Below are 18,067 nucleotides of genomic sequence, written 5' to 3'. Positions count from 1 at the left end.
ATCGATCGGGTAAAGTGAAGGGCGCTACCCGTTGGCATCTTCTTCTTTTCCCAAATATGCCTCAATCACGCGAGGATTAGCGCGAACTTCATCGGGAGTTCCCTCGGCAATTTTAGTGCCATATTCCATAACACTGACGCGATCGCTAATGCCCATCACCACTTTCATATCATGTTCAATTAGCAAAATACTCAAATCCAACTCATCCCGAATCCGGTAAATAAAGCGAGTTAAATCGGCTGTTTCGTTCGGATTCATCCCCGCAGTCGGTTCATCTAAAAGCAAAACTTTCGGGTCCGATGCCAAAGCCCTGGCAATTTCCAATCTACGCTGGTCGCCGTAGGAAAGGTTTTTTGCCAACTCCGGGGCTTTCGCAGCACCTAAACCGACAAATTCTAGCATCGTCAAGGCTTTTTTCTTAGCTTCCCGTTCCTCCAAAGTCACAGTGGGAGGGCGGAGAATTGCACCCAATAAACCTGTTTTTAAGCGGCAGTGTCTACCTACTAGCACATTATCCAAAACAGTCATGTTGTTAAACAAACGGATATTTTGAAAGGTTCTAGCAATGCCAAAAGTTGTCAGGCGATCGGGCGGTAAACCTGTAATATTTTTATTTTCCAGTACCAACTGGCCCGCACTTGGTTTATAAATGCCCGTCAGCATATTAAAAAATGTGGTTTTACCTGCACCGTTGGGGCCGATCAAACTGGCGATCGATCCTTTTTCCAAAGTTAAGCTGACCTGATTTACGGCAGTCAAGCCACCGAATCGCATGGTAAGTTGTTGTGCTTCTAATAATGACATTTTTGTTCTATATTTATAATATTGGTTAAGCTGTTAGAGAGCCGATTCTATATAATACCAAATTCGATATGTTAAATTGCGTCAGCTTGGCTGTGGTGGGATGGTCGTTAGGACACGGAAAGATTTGGGGGTCGGAATTCGTTACAGAAAGTCTTGGGCTAAGCTTCATCACTGCGTTTCGGTTTAAGGTTCCCCCTTCAGTTGAAGGACAAAAAGACTGGAAAATTAAATTACACTGATATTTTGTCGGGGGCGATCGGCTACTCTAGTAAGGGGTAGTGTTGAGGCCGGAATTATGATGAAGCTTGGTTTGCTGGTGCGATCGCGAAGCGTCTCCGCAGAAAACTTGCCAAACAACGACTTAGGAATCGGAAAAGTTACCGAGCTATCTTATTCTACGGCAACGGTTGAATACTTCTGCTCGATTGGGCAACGCCTAGAAAAAATCTTACCCTTAACTTCGCTTTATAGAGTTCAACTCCCGCCTCAGACACGATGCTACATCCAGCCAGAAAGCCTGGATACATGGATAATTGGCCGAATTTTTGATTGGGATGAAGAAAAAGGTCAGTATCGCATCGATCTACCAGATAAAAAGATAGCATTAGTGCCTGAACAGGAAATTTACGTTCGCTGCAACCTACCCATCGACGAGCCCATCGAAACTCTAGCGATGAAAGGTCAGGAAACGCCCTACTTTCACGATCGACGTTTAGCTTTTGTCCAGTGTCTCATCCAACAACGCGCTGTCAGTCGCGGGATGACAGGACTGATTTCTGCTAATATTGACCTTTATCCCCATCAAGTTGAAGTTGTCCGCCGCGTACTCGAAGACCCGATTCAACGCTATCTCTTAGCTGATGAAGTTGGACTGGGAAAGACGATCGAAGCAGGTGCTATTCTTCGCCAGTATCTCCTCGATGAACCGCAGGGACGTGCAGTGGTGCTTGTACCGCAATACCTGCGGGAACAGTGGCTTCAAGAATTAGAACATAAATTCTATCTCTCTGACTTGGACAATCGTGTCCAGGTACTTGCAGTAGAGGATGTCGATCGAGTCAGCCCGAATGCGGATTTGGGCTTCCTGATTTTAGATGAAGCACATCATATTGCAGCAATGGCTACCTCTTCAGATTCGATAAAGCGCAGGCGTTTCCAAACTTGCAAACACCTCGCTCACAAAAGCGATCGCCTACTTCTATTATCTGCAACTCCCGTTCTCAATCACGAGCAAGATTTCCTGGCGATGCTGCACTTACTCGATCCAATCACTTATCAACTTGATGATTTAGAAGGTTTTCGTGCGAGGGTGAAAAACCGCCAACAAATTGGTCGAGTTTTACTCTCATTTAAAGAGAAAGCAAATCCGTTTGTGCTTAAAACTAACCTCAACCAACTGCGAAACCTTTTTGCTGAAGATAAATATCTGCTAAATCTCGTAGAGGAATTACAAAATTGTTTGGTTTCTCCAGAAACACTCCCGGCCGATCGAGATCGAATTGTGCGATCGATTCGCACCCACATCAGCGACACCTATCGGTTACACCGTCGAATGCTCCGCAACCGTCGCGCTGCGGTGGAAGATGTAATTTTTGACCGAAATGTTACGCCAAAATTAGAGTATGACTTAGATGAGCGATCGCCCCAAATTCACGAACTAATTGATGAATGGCGCACAGTCGCTCCTAATGAACAACAATATCAGCACATTTTTCTGCTTTTATTCCGTGCTGCTGGTACTTGGCTGGGAATCTTACAACAGGTAGTTGAAGTCCGTTTAAATTCTATCTCCCATGCTAGCATCATTCAGGAATTTGGGATTGATAGCGCCCGAATTTTGACTGAAACTCCCAAGTTTTCAGGAGAAGCAGAAATCCTGCAATCTTTGCTGCAAATTACTCAAGAACCTTCTGAAGAAGGCGATCGCATCGAATTACTCAAGATTGTTCTACTTTCTCATCTGTCAGAATGTTTGAAACTTCAATCTTATCGCAGCAACCTTGATAGATTGCTGGAACAGGTGCAGCAGCGAATTCGTCGCCCGATACCGGGAGATACCCTACCAAAAGTTATCATTTTTACCAGTTTTATTCAAACCGGCGCTGAGATTGTCCGGTGCTTATCAGGTACTTTCGGTAGCGGAACTGTAGCTAGCCATCAATTAGGGATGAAACGCTCTGATGTTGAAAAAAACCTCGATGGCTTTAAAAAGGACCCCAATTGTTTTATCCTAGTGTGCGATGCCTCTGGTGAAGAAGGCCGCAACTTCCAATTTGTGAACTGGATGATTAATTTCGATCTTCCGTGGTCGCCAAATCGTTTAGAACAAAGGATTGGTAGGATCGATCGTATCGGTCGCCCTTTAAATGTTCAATTTACAGTATTCGCAGGCTCAGACTTAGAGGATAGCCCTCACAGTGCTTGGTATGAATTCTTAAAAGATGGTTTCGGCATTTTTCATCAATCAATTGCCAGCCTTCAGTTTTATGTAGATGAAAAACTGCCGGAACTGGAAACAGGACTGTTTCAATCTGGTGCTAGCGGACTATTAGAAAAACTCGATTCAATCCGGGAAGGAATCGCTGAGGAACAAGTGAAAATTAGCGAACAAAATGCTTTAGATGAAATTGATGCTCAGGATGAAAATGCTACCGAATATTTTCAAGCTTTAGATGATTGTGACGCACGCCATCAGGAAATCCAACGAGCAACTGAAGACTGGATTTGTCAAGCGCTACAATTCAAGGCAATTGACGATATGAATTTAGCAAAAGTGCAGCATTATAAACATACGGCGCGCACTTTAATTCCCATTCACGATCTAAGAACTCACTTTGCTGATTGTGGAAAACTATCTGGTACTTATAACCGGAGAATATCAACTCAACATCCTGGTGTCAATCTCTACCGTATTGGGGAAGGATTTGTGGAAGCGCTAGCATCTTACATTCATTGGGATGACCGAGGTCAATCCTTTGCGATGTGGCGGTGCGATCGATCTTGGGATGCTGGAGAAGGGATGGAATGGTTCGGTTTTCGCTTTAATTATGTAGTCGAGGCTGATTTGGAATTAGCCCAGCAAGTTTTAACAGATTTTGAGCTGGATCGAAGTAGATTTGTATCTGTGAAACGGCGCGCTGATGCGTTATTTCCTCCGATCGTAGAGACAATTTTTATTGATACTCGCTACGAACCAATGAGCATTGTTGAAGATGAAGCTGTTTTGAAGATTCTGCAAGGTTCGTACAAGGGTAAAAGTTCTCATCCATGCCGAGATTATAATTTAGCAAAAAGTCGATTATCGGTTCTCAATGAGTTTGTTGATGAGAGTAAGTGGCCTGATTTGTGCAGTCAGGCGCGTGAGACTTCGGAAATACTGTTGCGCGATCGCACTTTTTTCATCTCGCTCTGCGAACAGCGCGCCCGAATCGCCCACCAGAAACTAGGAAATAGACTAGACCAACTGCGACTGCGCCTCAACCGAATGGCTGAAAGCGAACAAACTTCGCATTCTTTACTAACCGAGGAACTTAACATAGAAACTGCTTTAAGTCAAGCTATGTTAGAAGGGATTCGCTATCCCCGAACCAAGCTTGATTCTGTAGGATTCATTGTTGTTTCTGGGCGACCTCCGGTTGAATCTCAGGAAGGGGGAGATGAGTGATGGCTGATTCTTTTCAAAAGCTCAGAGAAATCCTCCAAACAGGTAAGATTCCTGCCGATACAAGTCCGTTTTCAGAAGCCGGTTACAGGCGCTTGCTGGAAACTTTGGATGCTGCGGGAACTTCTTATGCGCCGGGAATGGGAGATATTGCGGCTCTGATCCGTCAGGTTCTGCGGCGAGAATACGAGCAAAAGGGCGGGATACCCCCAACTTTGAAAATACCTCGGACTTCTCTTTTTCCCGATCGCGAAATGTGGCAACAAAGCGGTATCGATATTTTGATCGAAGGTGCGGATTACTATCTGATTAGCGCTCACCCTTGGCAGCCTGATTGGCTAGATTTTTCCGCACAATATCCCCCAGATAAACCCGTATTTGATGAGAAAAAACGCCGCAATTACGAGCCAGTAGAGGGAGATCCGTTTCTGGAATTGGTGGATAGGAAAAATTACCGGAGTGTGGGACAGCGCGAGGCAATTCGTGCTGTTTTAACTGCTCCTGACAATTCGACACTAGCGATTAATCTGCCTACTGGATCGGGGAAAAGTCTTTGCGCTCAACTGCCGGCGCTGGTGCGATCGCAAAATGCTGGTGTAACAGTTGTTGTAGTACCAACTACAGCACTAGCCCTTGACCAAGAACGAGCTTTGAAACGTTTTGTTAACCATGCCACTGCCTATTATGGCGACGAGTTTGGGCAAGAACAAGAGAGACGGCAAGAAATTCGCGATCGCATTCGCAACGGCACTCAGCGAATCGTTTTCACATCACCCGAAAGCTTGATGAATTCTCTGGCACCGGCTCTTTACGAAGCCGCCAAATCAGAAATGCTGCGGTATTTCGTAATAGATGAAGCGCATATCGTCGAACAGTGGGGCGATGAATTCCGTCCCGCTTTTCAAGAACTCCCAGGTTTGCGAAGAGATTTGTTGCGCTTAACTTCTTTTACAACTTTATTGCTGACTGCCACCTTAACAGAATCCTGTTTAGATACCCTGGAAACTTTATTTGGGAAACCCGGCCCTTTTCAAGTGATATCTGCCGTACAGTTGCGACCGGAACCGTCCTACTGGTTTGCTTGGTGTCAAAGTGAAGAAGTCAGGAAACAGCGATTAATTGAAGCAGTTTATCATCTTCCCCGCCCTCTGATTGTTTACGCCACAAAACGCGAAGATGTCAGGCGATGGAAACAGGATTTATTGCGTGCTGGATTCCAACGGTGTGCCATTATGACGGGAGAATCGAGCTCGCTAGAACGCTCTCAACTGATTCAAAACTTGCGCGAGAGACGAGTTGATATAGTTGTTGCTACTTCTGCTTTTGGATTGGGTGTGGATCAGTCAGATATTCGGGCAGTAATTCATGTTTGCATTCCAGAAACGATCGATCGTTTCTATCAAGAAGTGGGTCGAGGAGGTCGAGACGGCAAGGCAGCAATCTCGCTCACCTTACACACCAATGAAGACTTAGAGATTGCCAAATCGCTTAATGACAAATCTGCCATTACGATCGATCGGGGTTTTCAGCGGTGGGAAAGTATGTTTTTGAGGAAAGAAATTCTCCCCGATGGGCGGTTTCGCGTTCCCGTCAATATTCCTCCATCCTTACAACCAGGAGACATTGACATGAACAGCCAACAAAATCAGGCTTGGAATATCCGCACTTTAACGCTGATGAGTCGATCGGGTTTAATCGATATTGATGCCGATGAACCGCCGCGAAGAAGAAATTTTAAATCGGAAGCAGCTTATAACGAAGCTTGGGAACTGCACAGAGAGTCCCGGTTCATCCGCATCCGAGATGAATCGCATCTGAATCGTCAAACTTGGGAACATAAAGTAGAGCCAATTCGCCAACAGCGCCAAAACTGGAGCTATAAAAACCTGCAATTGATGCGCGAGGTTTTACGGCCGAAACGCTGTATTTCCGAAATCTTTGCTGAAGCTTACACTATTCCCGCCCGTGTAATGCCAGAACCGAGAAAACTGGTCAGAGTTTCTCCCGCTTGCGGTGGATGTCCTGTTTGCAGAAAAAACAGGGAACCAGAGTTTTCGGGAATTATGCCCGCGCCATTACCTGTATGGCAAAAACCGAATTTTTTTGTAGGTGAAAAACTAAAACGATTGCTAGGAGGAAATAAATTAATGCTAGTTTTCTATGAGTCTCTTGAAGCTCAAAGCTGGAAACTCAAAAGCCCTAAACTTTTTAACTGGTTAATCGAGCAGGGAATTAATAATCTGGTGGTTTCTGATGAATTTCCGAGTATATTGATTGAAGAAACAAATCGGATAGCCGATGCTTGTATATTTTTGTTTCAAAAATACGAGCCTCTGCTGATGCCGCCCATTCCCACCCTTATCTTTCATCCGCCCGGAAAGACTATCCCTCACAACTATCTGTCACTCAACAGAACTTCTCAAGCTCCGCTGATTATCGTGCTTCCTGTCGATACACCCGATCCGAGCCGCGATGACCGCAAGCTGATTGATATTTTTTATGGGAAATTTTTTATGTTTGACCACTTTTGCAGGGAGGTTAATTTATGAGCGTCTTAAAAACTGCTTTGGCTACTCCTAGCCGAATGCGAGGAATATTTAGATATTTACTTGAAGCACCCAAACAGCGCGAAAACAAGGAAAAACTCACTCGGCTACTTTCTCCACATGAATTGTCAGAAGGGAGAAACAAAAGTGCCGAACATCCGATGTTTGATGCTGCACTGCGAGAAAGCATAAAATGTCGCTTATTAATCGCAGACAATGATGATATTGCTATAAATTTTGACCTTCCCGAAGCATCTCGACATCCTAAAATGGGTGATAAATTGTTACCCGATACGCTGGTACAGCTATTGTTTGCTTCTGATAACGAAGATGAAGAAGATTTAGGTCGGTTAATAGCATGGTATTTAGCACAGGATATTTATGATGCTCCCGGTACATGGCAAGAAGTAGAACAGCGCGTCGCCGAACAGAGAGTTGCTGAGTCTTTAGATTTGAAAATATCCAGCAATAGTTTGTTTGGTCAAGTCGAGGACTGGATGTGTTATTTAGGGTTTGCTTGGGGTCATGCTTCAGATTCAAACAAAAGACTTGTTGTGGCTGAGCCAACTGCTTATCTCAGACGAAATTTAAAGGATTTATTTCAAGGAGAAGCAAAAGCTAAACTTTCAATTCGAGATTTTCTCGATCGCCTTGCTAAAAAATGTCCTCTGTTTGAAACTGGAAAATTTCGAGAACAGGTAGAAGAAAAAATTGGTGATCGCTTACCAAATCACTTATCAACTAGCACGGCTTTTGCTTTATTTCGCCTTCAGGATGATGGTTGCATCCAGCTTAAAAAAGAGTCTGATGCAGATTTATTCATCTTTCCCGGAGTAGGAAATGAAGAAGGATTTTCTCATATTATTTGGACGGAAGTAGAACTATGACATTTACAAAATTTGTTTGCTGGGATGTCGATCGCGTTCGCCGCGTGATGGGTGTGGAGGCTACCCAAACTCCAGATAGTATATTTGTGGCAACTCACCATCCGATCGCCATGTACCGCCAGGAACTTATCGATGCACCGTCGCGTGTTACCTACAGTGAGGAACAATTTCTGAAAGACTTTCTCGCTGAACAAGATTTCGCTTTCGTGCCAGTTTTAGGCAGTTCGGGGACGGGAAAATCTCACCTGATTCGCTGGCTAGCTGCGAATATTGAATCGACCCAAAAGCGCCGAGTTTTGCTCATACCCAAAATAGGAACGAATCTCAAAGATATTCTCAGTTTAATATTAGAAGGGATGCCAGGAGCAAGTTTTGATGAATACCGGCAGCGTTTAAATCGAGCCACTAGCAGCTTGACAGAAGCCCAAGCGCGGGAACAACTTCTGAATCAGCTTGCGGCTGCTGTTGGCCCAAACGGTCGGGGCGATCGCACAAAACTGTCGGATGTGGAAAATTACCTAGTTGGTGCTGTGGATTCTTTCCTATACGATCCATTTTTCCGAAAAGAATACTGGCTAAAGGATGGAGGTATTATCCATCAATTGGTTATCCACATTCTCGGACAGCGAGATACGGTAGAAGTTGTGGAAGAACGACGGCATTTTTCGCTAAATGACTTGCCTCTCAATGTTTTAAACTTGCAAAAAGCTGGGCAGTCTGCGCGGGATTTTTATAGCTTACTCATCGGCGATGAGGATACTCAAATGGCAACTGTACATTGGTTGAACCGACATTTAGATGAAGCCATAGCTCAGGTTTTGAGCCTGGGGCGCGCAGATTTACAAAGATTGATGGGGGAAGTTCGCGAAACTTTAGCCCAACAAGGAATAGAGTTAGTTTTGCTGATTGAAGATTTTGCTAAATTGCAAGGCATCGATCGCGAAGTTTTAGAAGCTGTTTTAGCGCAACCTCAACAAGCGGGTGGCAAACATTTGTGCGCGATCCGAACGGCGCTAGCTTGTACTACGGGCTATTTTGACAGTCTGAGGTTAGATACTGTAAAACAGCGGATTACTTTTAGCGTTAATCTTGACCTTGGCACAGTTGGCGAACAATCTTTAGTGAATTATGCAGATATCAAACAATTTGTGGGTCGATATCTCAACGCGGTGCGTTTGGAGGATAAAACAATTCAAAATTGGTGGGCTGACTCTCGCAATCGCGAAGATTCGGATCGAGAATCTCTACCTAGTGCTTGCAATGAATGCGAACACAAACTAGCTTGTCATGCGGGTTTTGCAGAAGCAGACGGTTTTGGTTTGTATCCTTTTACGCCTGAAGGATTAGAACAAATGCTTGCTAAAGTCAATCCCGGCAATTTTAACCCTCGGATTTTGATTAAAGATGTTCTTAAGTGGACGCTAGAAAATTCTATTTCTGATATTGAGCAGGGAAATTTTCCTGCTATTTCTGTGCGGGAACACTTTGGCAATAGGTTGCTGGATACAATGTTTCAGAAAGATATTAAAGCCAAAGACCCACAAAATTGCGATCGCCGCCAGATTCTTCTCGATTGGTGGACGGATAGTAATGAGCTTTGCGATCTGCACCCAGAAGTTCACTCTGCATTTGATATTCCGGCGCTGGGCGTGAAGGTTCAGCCTACAAAAAAATCATCATCAGTTTCGGGTGCTAAAGAGTCTAGGTCTTCTGTTAGTAAGTATCAAGTTGAGTCACAATCTCAAACTAAAAAAAATCTGACAGCAGCCGGACAAGTTCCCGACAAGCTGACTAGGCAAAAAGAAATTCTTGATAGGTGGAACAATCAAGAAATTCTCCCGCAAGATATCGCTGGGGAACTGCGGCCGTTGATTTACTCAGCTATCGGCGAGCGGATCGAATGGGACACGGAAATGCTGCTTAAGGGGGTTTTTTCTAGTAGTGGGACGACATATTTTAAAAGCAGAAATATTACTTTTTTTAGTCCAAAAGTGACGAGGGAGACGATTTCTGGAGTTAAACTATCTCTTCCTCTGAATCCTGACGATGCAGATGAGTTTCGGGAAACGGCGATCGCCTTCCAAGCAATTTTGCAGTACAACCATTACAAGCATTGGAAGTTCCACGATGGCGATCGCTACTTTCGCACCTACGCCAAACAACTGGAAAAATGGAGTCAATATGTTGTTGACCAGATTCGCCTGTATCCCCGCGAATCTGGGGAACCCTGGAACCCTGTCCCTGCGGCAGTTGAGCTACTGGCGATCGCCGCAACAATGGCCGGACATTCTACAAATTCGATGGAAGATTTGATTAATAGTTTGTTTCTGGATTTAGAAGCCAAAGATTTAGAAAATCGTTCAGCTACCTGGAAAAAGCTATTTAATAGCTTGCAAAAACACCGCGAAGCTTTACTACAAATTGTTACCAGTCGCACAGCTTGCACAAAAGGAAGTTCTAAACAATTTCAGATTATTGATGTTGTACAAATCCTAGACCCATTGAAACAGGTTAGCAAATCTTGGCAACCTCAATGTGAAATTCCGCCAGATGTTCGAGAGAAGTTTCCCGAAATCGATAAAGCGCGTCAAGCTGCGGATGAACTGCTAGAAAAAGCGATTCAAGAAGAGTGCGATCGCCAACTTGCTGTTTACAATTATCTAGTAGCTGAATTAGGGGAAGACATCAAGAAAAAAGATGTTACCGATTTAGTAAAGCGGGCGATCGATAGCTCGCAAGAAGCTGGTGTATTTCGAGGAGGCAGAAAGAGTGTCGATGAGCTAAAATCTGTGTTGGAACAGTTTAATCGTGTTAAGCTTTCTAGCTATTTGGGAACAATGAAGCGCGTGCAAGCTGAGAAAGATAACCCAGATAGTAAACCGAGCAAGCTGCTTAAAGATGTCAGTGAAAATCATCAAAAAGCAATGATTGAGGGTTCGGAATTTCTGGGAAACACTAACAATTTTCTTGATAATTCTCTAATCGAGGTTAATAACCGAATTGAGGAATTAGAAGTGTCTGGTGGTGCAACAGTAGAATCTTGCCATAGAGCTATTGAAGATGGATTGGCTAAACTGCGAAATCTAATTACTGAAATTAAAGGATAGATAATATGCTTCTCGAAAAATCCACTCAACTGATTGAGTTATCTCAAAATAAAATTAATCTTCAGAGGTATGCAACCAATCTTGAAGGCTTTCAATCTCGACAACAACAAATCGAGCAAGCTGTCGCTGGAACTCTACCTCTCGTTCAATGTTTGAGAGCTTTTCATCAAAAAGGAATTACCAATTTTCATTTAACTCAAAAGGCTGAGATTCTGCTGACATTTATTGCTAATGTTGAGGCAGAATTTAAAAAAAATCCTGAATGGATTATACCAAATGAAAATTTTAACAAAAAGAATTTCACTTCTAGGATAGAGCAATTACAAAATTCTCTGAAAGAGCAATTGAATCAATCTTGGCTGGTCTACCGAAGTCAAAAAATGCCCAGCACTAATAATGAAATCCTAAATTTATTGGATAAAGTTTCGGCATTTAAGCCAACTGTCCAAAGCATTAGAAATTTAGATGTGCAAATTCGGGAGTCTAACTCAATTCCCCAAAGCAGTGAGGATTTTGATAAAGTCGATCGGCTAATTGAGCAATTAAAGCAGTGCTGGGATCGCCTAGATGCTGATGAAGTTCCTGAAGCAGTGCTGAATTTTCTGAGAGTTGCTGCTAATGAGGGTGCTACCCGGAGTCTTTTAACGCCAGAGGTAGAAGATTGGTTGACTAAACATAATCTGATTGATTGTTTGCGAATTCGATTGACTTAATAAATGGTTTGCGATTGTCCAAGAAATCACTGAGGCACCCTCCTGCATTTTATAGCGTACAGACAAAGTTTGGTAAGGTGCGTCAGCAGAATATTATTTGAGTTGAGTCAAATCTCTTGACTGACGCACCCTACTGCATTTTATTCTGCTCTAAATTCTGCCACAACAAAAGCAGTACCAGTTACATTACTCATCGCTTATTTCCCTCTACTATTATTGACTTCTCGCATCTGCTAAAGATTCATTGCTAGCCTCAGCATCCTCATGCAGTTCTGCTTGATGAATTTTATCTGGAATTAGTCCTTCGGGGCGGACAATCATCATGACAACTAGAGTTAGACCAAATAGAAATAAACGCATTTGAATCGGGTCTAAACTGGTGGCGAGAAAGTCTGCTAACTGGGGGATTGCAATCCTGGGTAGTACAAAAGTATTCAGAAAACCTTTAAGGACTTGGGCTAGTTGGGGTAAATAGAGGCGATCGGCAGACATGATAATGATACCCCCCAAAATTACCCCGGTCATGTTGCCCAAGCCTCCTAAAATTACCATGCACAGGATGATTACGGAGACTGAAAAATCGAAGACGCTGGGAAAAATGGCGCTGATGTATGCGGCGTAAAACGCGCCTGCAAACCCCGAAAAGGTTGCTCCCATCGCAAAAGCCGAAAGTTTGGTTTTGACGAGGTTAATGCCCATGGCACTAGCCGCTAATTCATCTTCGCGCATGGCATTCCATGCCCTCCCTAGGCGGGAATCTCGGAGTCGGGAAATCATAAAGTATGAGAAGACTACTAATAGTAAAATTAGGTAGTACCAGGGAAAGTAGTTGCCGGTGCTGAAAGTGCCGATGATGGGGAGAGATGGACGCCCGATCGGGTTGATTCCTGCTTCGCCACCGGTGAGGTTAAAAGGCCGATCGCACCCAACGAGACAAAGCACCAATTCTGGTTTCCCCAACAACGAAGCCACAATCTTTGAGACTGGTTCGTCGATGCGAATCGCGGTTAAATTCCTAAATACAACCGGGATAATTTCGCCAAAGCCGAGGGTAACAATTGCCAAATAATCGCCCTTGAGCCGCAGTGTCGGAATACCCAGGATTACGCCCGATATGCCAGCTACACCGGCGGCGATCGGCAAAACTATCCAAAAATTCCAAGCAATATTTACCTGTCCAGAAGATAGCAAAGCCGTGGTGTAAGCGCCGATCGCAAAAAACGCCGCATATCCCAAATCCAACAACCCCGCAAAACCCACAGTAATGTTTAAACCCAGCGCCAACATAATAAAGATTTGAATCTGTACTACAGTCGCAATCCAACCAGTTTTAGCCTGAATATCAATGAACGGAAACAGAATTAGAATAAAAGCTAATGTTACCAAAGTTGCCAATCGCTGACGTTCATTTGGTAAACCTTGTAGAGCACCCATTAATGTAGCGGTAAAAGTTGCGATCGCCAAACTGCAAAGTCCATAAAGCAAAGTAGTCGCTAAATCCACCGCAGATTGACCAGAAAAAGGTCTAACTACCACCCCTTCTACCACGCTAGCAACTAATAGCCAAACTCCCAAGCCCAAGCCCGCTAAACTGCCAATTATCGCACCCATTTTCGGGTTGTAAGCCTTTTGTTCTTGACCAGCCATAAAGCCTGCGGCTGTTCCCATCAGCCAGCCGATGACAGTTCCACTCCAGCCGCCGAATAGGAGGACTGTCAAAGAGGCGATCGCCCCTAAAAGACCACTAGATTTAATTGCTTTGATTATTTTATTAGTCATTAGTCATTAGTTATTAGTCATTAGTTATTAGTCAGTAGTTATTAGTCATGCGCCAAATAGAAGAAGGCTAAGAGTTGCAGTATAGATCCGACTGACGGGGGCTGTGCCAACTTCTGCCTCAACCAATTCCCTAGACTGCTTGGTCTGGAAACTGGGAGACTAGGTACAGTTTAAAGTCTTTTGAGTTCGATTGTTGCACCAAAAGCGACGAAAATTGAAATATACTGGGACTATTACCGCAACACACTTCAAACCGGCGATCGCGATATGGTACAAGCTCCAAAAAAAACTATCACCTTAGACGAGTTTTTGCAACTGCCAGAAACCAAACCCGCTAGCGAGTACGTCAACGGTGCTATTTTAGAAAAACCTATGCCAAAAGGAAAACACAGTACAATTCAGGGAGAACTGATCGCGACAGTTAATGCAGTGGGCAAACCTCAGCGGATTGCTTGGGCATTTCCAGAACTTCGTTGCACCTTTGGGGGACGTTCGATTGTTCCCGATGTCGCGATTTTTGTGTGGAATCGCATTCCCCTAGATGCTGACGGCGAAATTGCCAATACATTTAATGCTCACCCAGACTGGACGATCGAAATTTTGTCCCCAGGCCAAAGCCAAACCAAAGTTACCAACAATATTTTGCACTGTTTGAACGCCGGTTGCCAGATGGGTTGGTTACTCGATCCAGATGAGAAAAACATCTTAGCTTATCCCGCAAAGCAGCAGCCGATTTCCTTGCAAGAAGCGACAGATATACTTCCGGTTCCCGAATTTATGCCGCCAATGCAGTTAACTTTAGGCGAAGTTTTTGGCTGGCTTAAACCTGGTAATATTTAATGCGATCGCGATCGATTTTTTAGGCGATCGCAAATCCAGTATGTTTGCGTACTTCCGGCGAATGAAACGCCAAAACAATACAGTGTGTATTGACCGATCGCATTTTCCCAATCTTTGACTGGAGACTTGCCGACAAAACTTTTGATTTCAACTGCAATTCTTTGTCCTTCGCGTTCGGCTGCTAGCAGCTTTTTAGCTCCCAAATCCACAAACACACCGCGCGAACCAAATTCTACTCGTTACCAGGCTCTGCCTGGTAATGCAGATCCGGAGGCTCTGCCTCCAATTTTACCAAGCGAGGCAGAGCCTCTGGATATCGGTTCCCAGGCAGAGCCTAGGAACCAGTTAAAGTACTACTCGTTACCAGGCTCTGCCTGGTAATGCAGATCCGGAGGCTCTGCCTCCAATTTTACCAAGCGAGGCAGAGCCTCTGGATATCGGTTTCCAGGCAGAGCCTAGGAACCAGTTAAAGTACTACTCGTTACCAGGCTCTGCCTGGTAATGCAGATCCGGAGGCTCTGCCTCCAATTTTACCAAGCGAGGCAGAGCCTCTGGATATCGGTTTCCAGGCAGAGCCTAGGAACCAGTTAAAGTACTACTCGTTACCAGGCTCTGCCTGGTAATGCAGATCCGGAGGCTCTGCCTCCAATTTTACCAAGCGAGGCAGAGCCTCTGGATATCGGTTCCCAGGCAGAGCCTAGGAACCAGTTAAACCAGTTAAAGTACTACTCGTTACCAGGCTCTGCCTGGTAATGCAGATCCGGAGGCTCTGCCTCCAATTTTACCAAGCGAGGCAGAGCCTCTGGATATCGGTTCCCAGGCAGAGCCTAGGAACCAGTTAAAGTATCTTTTGCCATTATTTCAAAAGAGCACATTCAAACCTTCTCCTGAACATTCTCACCCAACAAACCACCCGGCCGAAAAGCCAAAATCACCACCAAAACCCCAAACACCCAAGCATTAGTCCAGCGACTCGACAAATACTGATCGCTCAAAGACGAGAGCACCCCAATCAAAACCCCTCCTAACATCGCCCCCACAATATTACCAATTCCCCCCAAAACCGCCGCCGTAAAAGCCCTCAAACCCGCCGTAAACCCCATCGTAAACACAATAGTATTGTTATACAAACCCACCAAAATTCCCGCCGAACCAGCCAAAGCCCCACCAATCAAAAAAGTTAGAGCAATAATCTGATCCACATTAATCCCCATAATTTTAGCAGCATCGCGGCTTTGAGCCGTTGCCCGCATCGCCTTTCCCAGACGAGTGTACTGCACAAACACATGAAGCAAAACCATCAATACCACAGCTACTACCAACACAATTAAATCTTTAGTAGTAAATACAATAGTCGTTTCAATTCCCATAGCTTTGAGAATATCAACTCGTGGCAACAAATCGGGAAAACTTTTCGGAGCAGCCGAATTAGAACCCATCACCGGAAAAAAAGCTTTCAATCCTCCCCAAAATAATCCCATATTTTGGAAAATAAACGAAACCCCGATCGCCGAAATTAACGGAGCCAAACGAGGAGCATTTCGCAAAGGTCGATAAGCATACTTTTCCACCACAATATTCAGACCCGCACAAAACACCGAACATACAACCAAAGCGATTAACATCACCGGTATCGCAATACCTAAAGGTGCACCGTCTTGAATGCCAAATGCCCCAAATACAGTCAGCGAAGCAAAAGCGCCCAACATATACAAATCGCCATGAGCAAAATTGATTAACTCAATAATCCCATAAACCATCGTGTAACCCAAAGCAATAATTGCAATCAGCGCCCCGTTGACCAAACCCACTAGCAATTGTTGAATCAGAACTTCAGGACTTTTGACTATTTCACCAATAATTTTGGGTAAATCAAATCCGGCGATCGGACCCAACAACAAAACTATATAAACTACACCTATATATAAGAGAATACTTTTCCAGTTTTTCATTTATTTGGGAATTGAGAATTGGGAATTGGAAATCGGGAATTTCTACTCGTTCCCAGGCTCTGCCTGGGAACGCAGATCCGGAGGCTCTGCCTCCAATTTTCCTACTAGAAAAGCGAGGCAGAGCCTCTAGACATCGGTTCCCAGGCAGAGCCGGGGAACCAGTTAACTAGAAAAGCGAGGCAGAGCCTCTAGACATCGGTTCCCAGGCAGAGCCGGGGAACCAGTTAACCAGTTAACCAGTTAAACTGACAACTGACAACTAACTAATTATTCAGTCTTAAGCGGGCTAACAAACTCCCACTTCCCACCTTTAACAACATTTCCTGACATAGTAGTCAAGCTAGTATCACCATTAGCATCAAAACTCCAATTACCAAGTACCCCATTAAAATCTTTAGTTGCCAAAACAGCATCGCGGATAGCTGCGCGGTCATTTTTACAAACCTTATTAATCGCGCCGATAATTACCTTAGCCGATTCATAAGCATAAGCTGCATAAGCTTCCGGTTCAGCATTATATTTTGCCTTGTAACCGGCGTACCACTTCGCACCCTCACCAGTCAATTCTTTTGGAGGTAAGCCACCAAAGGTAGCATAAACACCTTCAGCATCCTTGCCTCCAGCATCAATTAAAGCTTGCTCTTTAATGCCGTCGGGACCCATAAATTTGACTGCTTCAGGTGTCATACCCACATTTCTCATGTCTTTAATTATTTGTCCGGCATTGCTTTGGGTCGTACCACCAAAGTAAATCATTTCGGGATTTAAAGCTTTGATCTTATTCATTAAAGCTTTATAATCACTCGCTTTGATATCAATTCCCTCACGACCGAGGACATCAATTCCCAAAGTTTTAGCCGTTGCTTCAAAAATATCAGCAATACCTTTGCCGTAGAGCTCTTGGTCATCGAGAATATAGACTTTTTTAACTCCTAAAGATTTCGCCCAGTTAGCCGCGACAGCACCTTGGAGGTCATCAGCCGGGACAACCCGGCTGAAATTGCGAGTGCCTGCGGGGTAATAAACATTGGGTTCTTTCGGCTCACCTTTTCCTGGTTTTGTCAAGCCCGGATAGGTGTTTGCCGGACTCACCATCACTACATTAGCTTGGTTGAGCACGGGAATTGAAAGTTTGGCAGCGCCTGAGTTATAGTGACCGATCGCAGCAACTACCGAACCATCGGCTGCTACTTTATTAGCATTGGACGTAACTTGGCTTGGGTCCCATTTGCCAGCCGCAGCAGTGGCGTCATCGAGCACTTCATATTCCATTTTGATTTTGCCGTCGCAGGCTTTGGAATCGGTTTCAGCCAGGGCTTGTTTAATCCCATTGACCATTGTTTGAGCTTGACCCAAGGCACTACCTGTCATCGGCAGCATAGAGACAATTTTGACAGTGTTGGGGTCGGCAGGACTGCTAACTGCAACGGGAGAGGCTGCGGGAGTGCTGCTGGGAGTGCTACCGGAACTTGTGGCGGTGGGTGTTTGCGGGCTTTGACAACTCGCGCAGACAGAGGCTATGGAAGCAGCCACGAGTAATGTCCGTAACCCTATGGCGTTGAGATGCTGTGTTGGGTAAGTTTTTGTGGGTGTGGGACTTTTGCCCCCTAACTTCAGTGACAGGTTCATAGGTGCGTTGGTTTGTTGCTTGGGTCTTAGCATATTTTCACTCTGTAAGTCTGTAAGTCAAGACTTAGCACAAATTTAAAAAATTTATGATGACTTACGCAGCATAGTTATCGGTAAGATCTGGCATAGCGCCTAGGGTTCAGGAACAG

At 44.6% G+C, this 18,067-nt stretch carries 10 protein-coding genes and 1 pseudogene; 6 read left to right on the top strand and 5 right to left on the bottom strand.

Features of this window, described 5'->3' with window-relative positions; genetic code table 11:
* Positions 1 to 24: 24 nt before the first annotated feature.
* Positions 25 to 804, bottom strand: a complete 780-nt coding sequence (locus P2A85_RS12860; RefSeq protein WP_371122358.1) for an ABC transporter ATP-binding protein — start codon at positions 802 to 804, stop codon at positions 25 to 27.
* A 295-nt stretch (positions 805 to 1,099) separates the two neighbouring features.
* On the opposite strand from P2A85_RS12860, the gene dpdE reads away from it, so the two are divergent.
* Genes dpdE through P2A85_RS12835 form a run of 5 tightly spaced genes read left to right on the top strand, consistent with a single transcriptional unit; the run spans position 1,100 to position 11,718 of the window.
* Positions 1,100 to 4,468, top strand: coding sequence for a protein DpdE (gene dpdE / locus P2A85_RS12855; RefSeq protein ID WP_377480572.1), 3,369 nt, complete (start codon positions 1,100 to 1,102; stop codon positions 4,466 to 4,468).
* A complete protein-coding gene (gene dpdF / locus P2A85_RS12850) occupies positions 4,468 to 7,014 on the top strand; it encodes a protein DpdF (RefSeq protein ID WP_377480569.1) in 2,547 nt (848 codons plus the stop codon). Before dpdE ends, dpdF begins: the two co-directional genes overlap by 1 nt.
* Positions 7,011 to 7,898, top strand: a complete 888-nt coding sequence (gene dpdG, locus P2A85_RS12845) for a protein DpdG (RefSeq protein ID WP_377480566.1) — start codon at positions 7,011 to 7,013, stop codon at positions 7,896 to 7,898. The genes dpdF and dpdG overlap by 4 nt, the downstream gene beginning before the upstream one ends.
* Positions 7,895 to 11,005, top strand: coding sequence for a protein DpdH (gene dpdH, locus P2A85_RS12840; protein ID WP_377480563.1), 3,111 nt, complete (start codon positions 7,895 to 7,897; stop codon positions 11,003 to 11,005). The genes dpdG and dpdH overlap by 4 nt, the downstream gene beginning before the upstream one ends.
* Positions 11,006 to 11,010: 5 nt before the next feature.
* A complete protein-coding gene (locus P2A85_RS12835; RefSeq protein WP_377480561.1) occupies positions 11,011 to 11,718 on the top strand; it encodes a hypothetical protein in 708 nt (235 codons plus the stop codon).
* A 213-nt stretch (positions 11,719 to 11,931) separates the two neighbouring features.
* On the opposite strand, the gene P2A85_RS12830 is transcribed toward P2A85_RS12835, so the two are convergent.
* Positions 11,932 to 13,497, bottom strand: coding sequence for a branched-chain amino acid ABC transporter permease (locus tag P2A85_RS12830; protein WP_377480559.1), 1,566 nt, complete (start codon positions 13,495 to 13,497; stop codon positions 11,932 to 11,934).
* A gap of 267 nt (positions 13,498 to 13,764) precedes the next feature.
* Between P2A85_RS12830 and P2A85_RS12825 the strand changes: the two genes are divergently transcribed.
* Positions 13,765 to 14,337 (top strand): Uma2 family endonuclease, encoded by a 573-nt coding sequence (locus P2A85_RS12825; RefSeq protein ID WP_377481470.1) that lies wholly within the window; start codon positions 13,765 to 13,767, stop codon positions 14,335 to 14,337.
* Here the strand turns inward: P2A85_RS12825 and P2A85_RS12820 are convergent.
* The 3 genes and pseudogenes from P2A85_RS12820 to P2A85_RS12810 all read right to left on the bottom strand — a co-directional run.
* Positions 14,334 to 14,561 (bottom strand): annotated as a pseudogene (locus tag P2A85_RS12820) (element excision factor XisH family protein); the annotation flags it as partial. The gene P2A85_RS12825 and the pseudogene P2A85_RS12820 overlap by 4 nt on opposite strands.
* Before the next feature lie 651 nt (positions 14,562 to 15,212).
* Complete coding sequence (locus P2A85_RS12815; RefSeq protein WP_377480556.1) at positions 15,213 to 16,289, bottom strand: branched-chain amino acid ABC transporter permease; 1,077 nt, start codon at positions 16,287 to 16,289, stop codon at positions 15,213 to 15,215.
* A gap of 267 nt (positions 16,290 to 16,556) precedes the next feature.
* Positions 16,557 to 17,951, bottom strand: coding sequence for a branched-chain amino acid ABC transporter substrate-binding protein (locus P2A85_RS12810; protein ID WP_377480553.1), 1,395 nt, complete (start codon positions 17,949 to 17,951; stop codon positions 16,557 to 16,559).
* Between the last annotated feature and the right edge of the window lie 116 nt (positions 17,952 to 18,067).

The organism is Microcoleus anatoxicus (assembly GCF_042465725.1).
Classification (GTDB): Bacteria; Cyanobacteriota; Cyanobacteriia; order Cyanobacteriales; family Microcoleaceae; genus Microcoleus; species Microcoleus anatoxicus.
The sequence above is the reverse complement of the archived record's forward strand: the minus strand, read 5'-3'. Positions and strand labels throughout refer to the sequence as shown.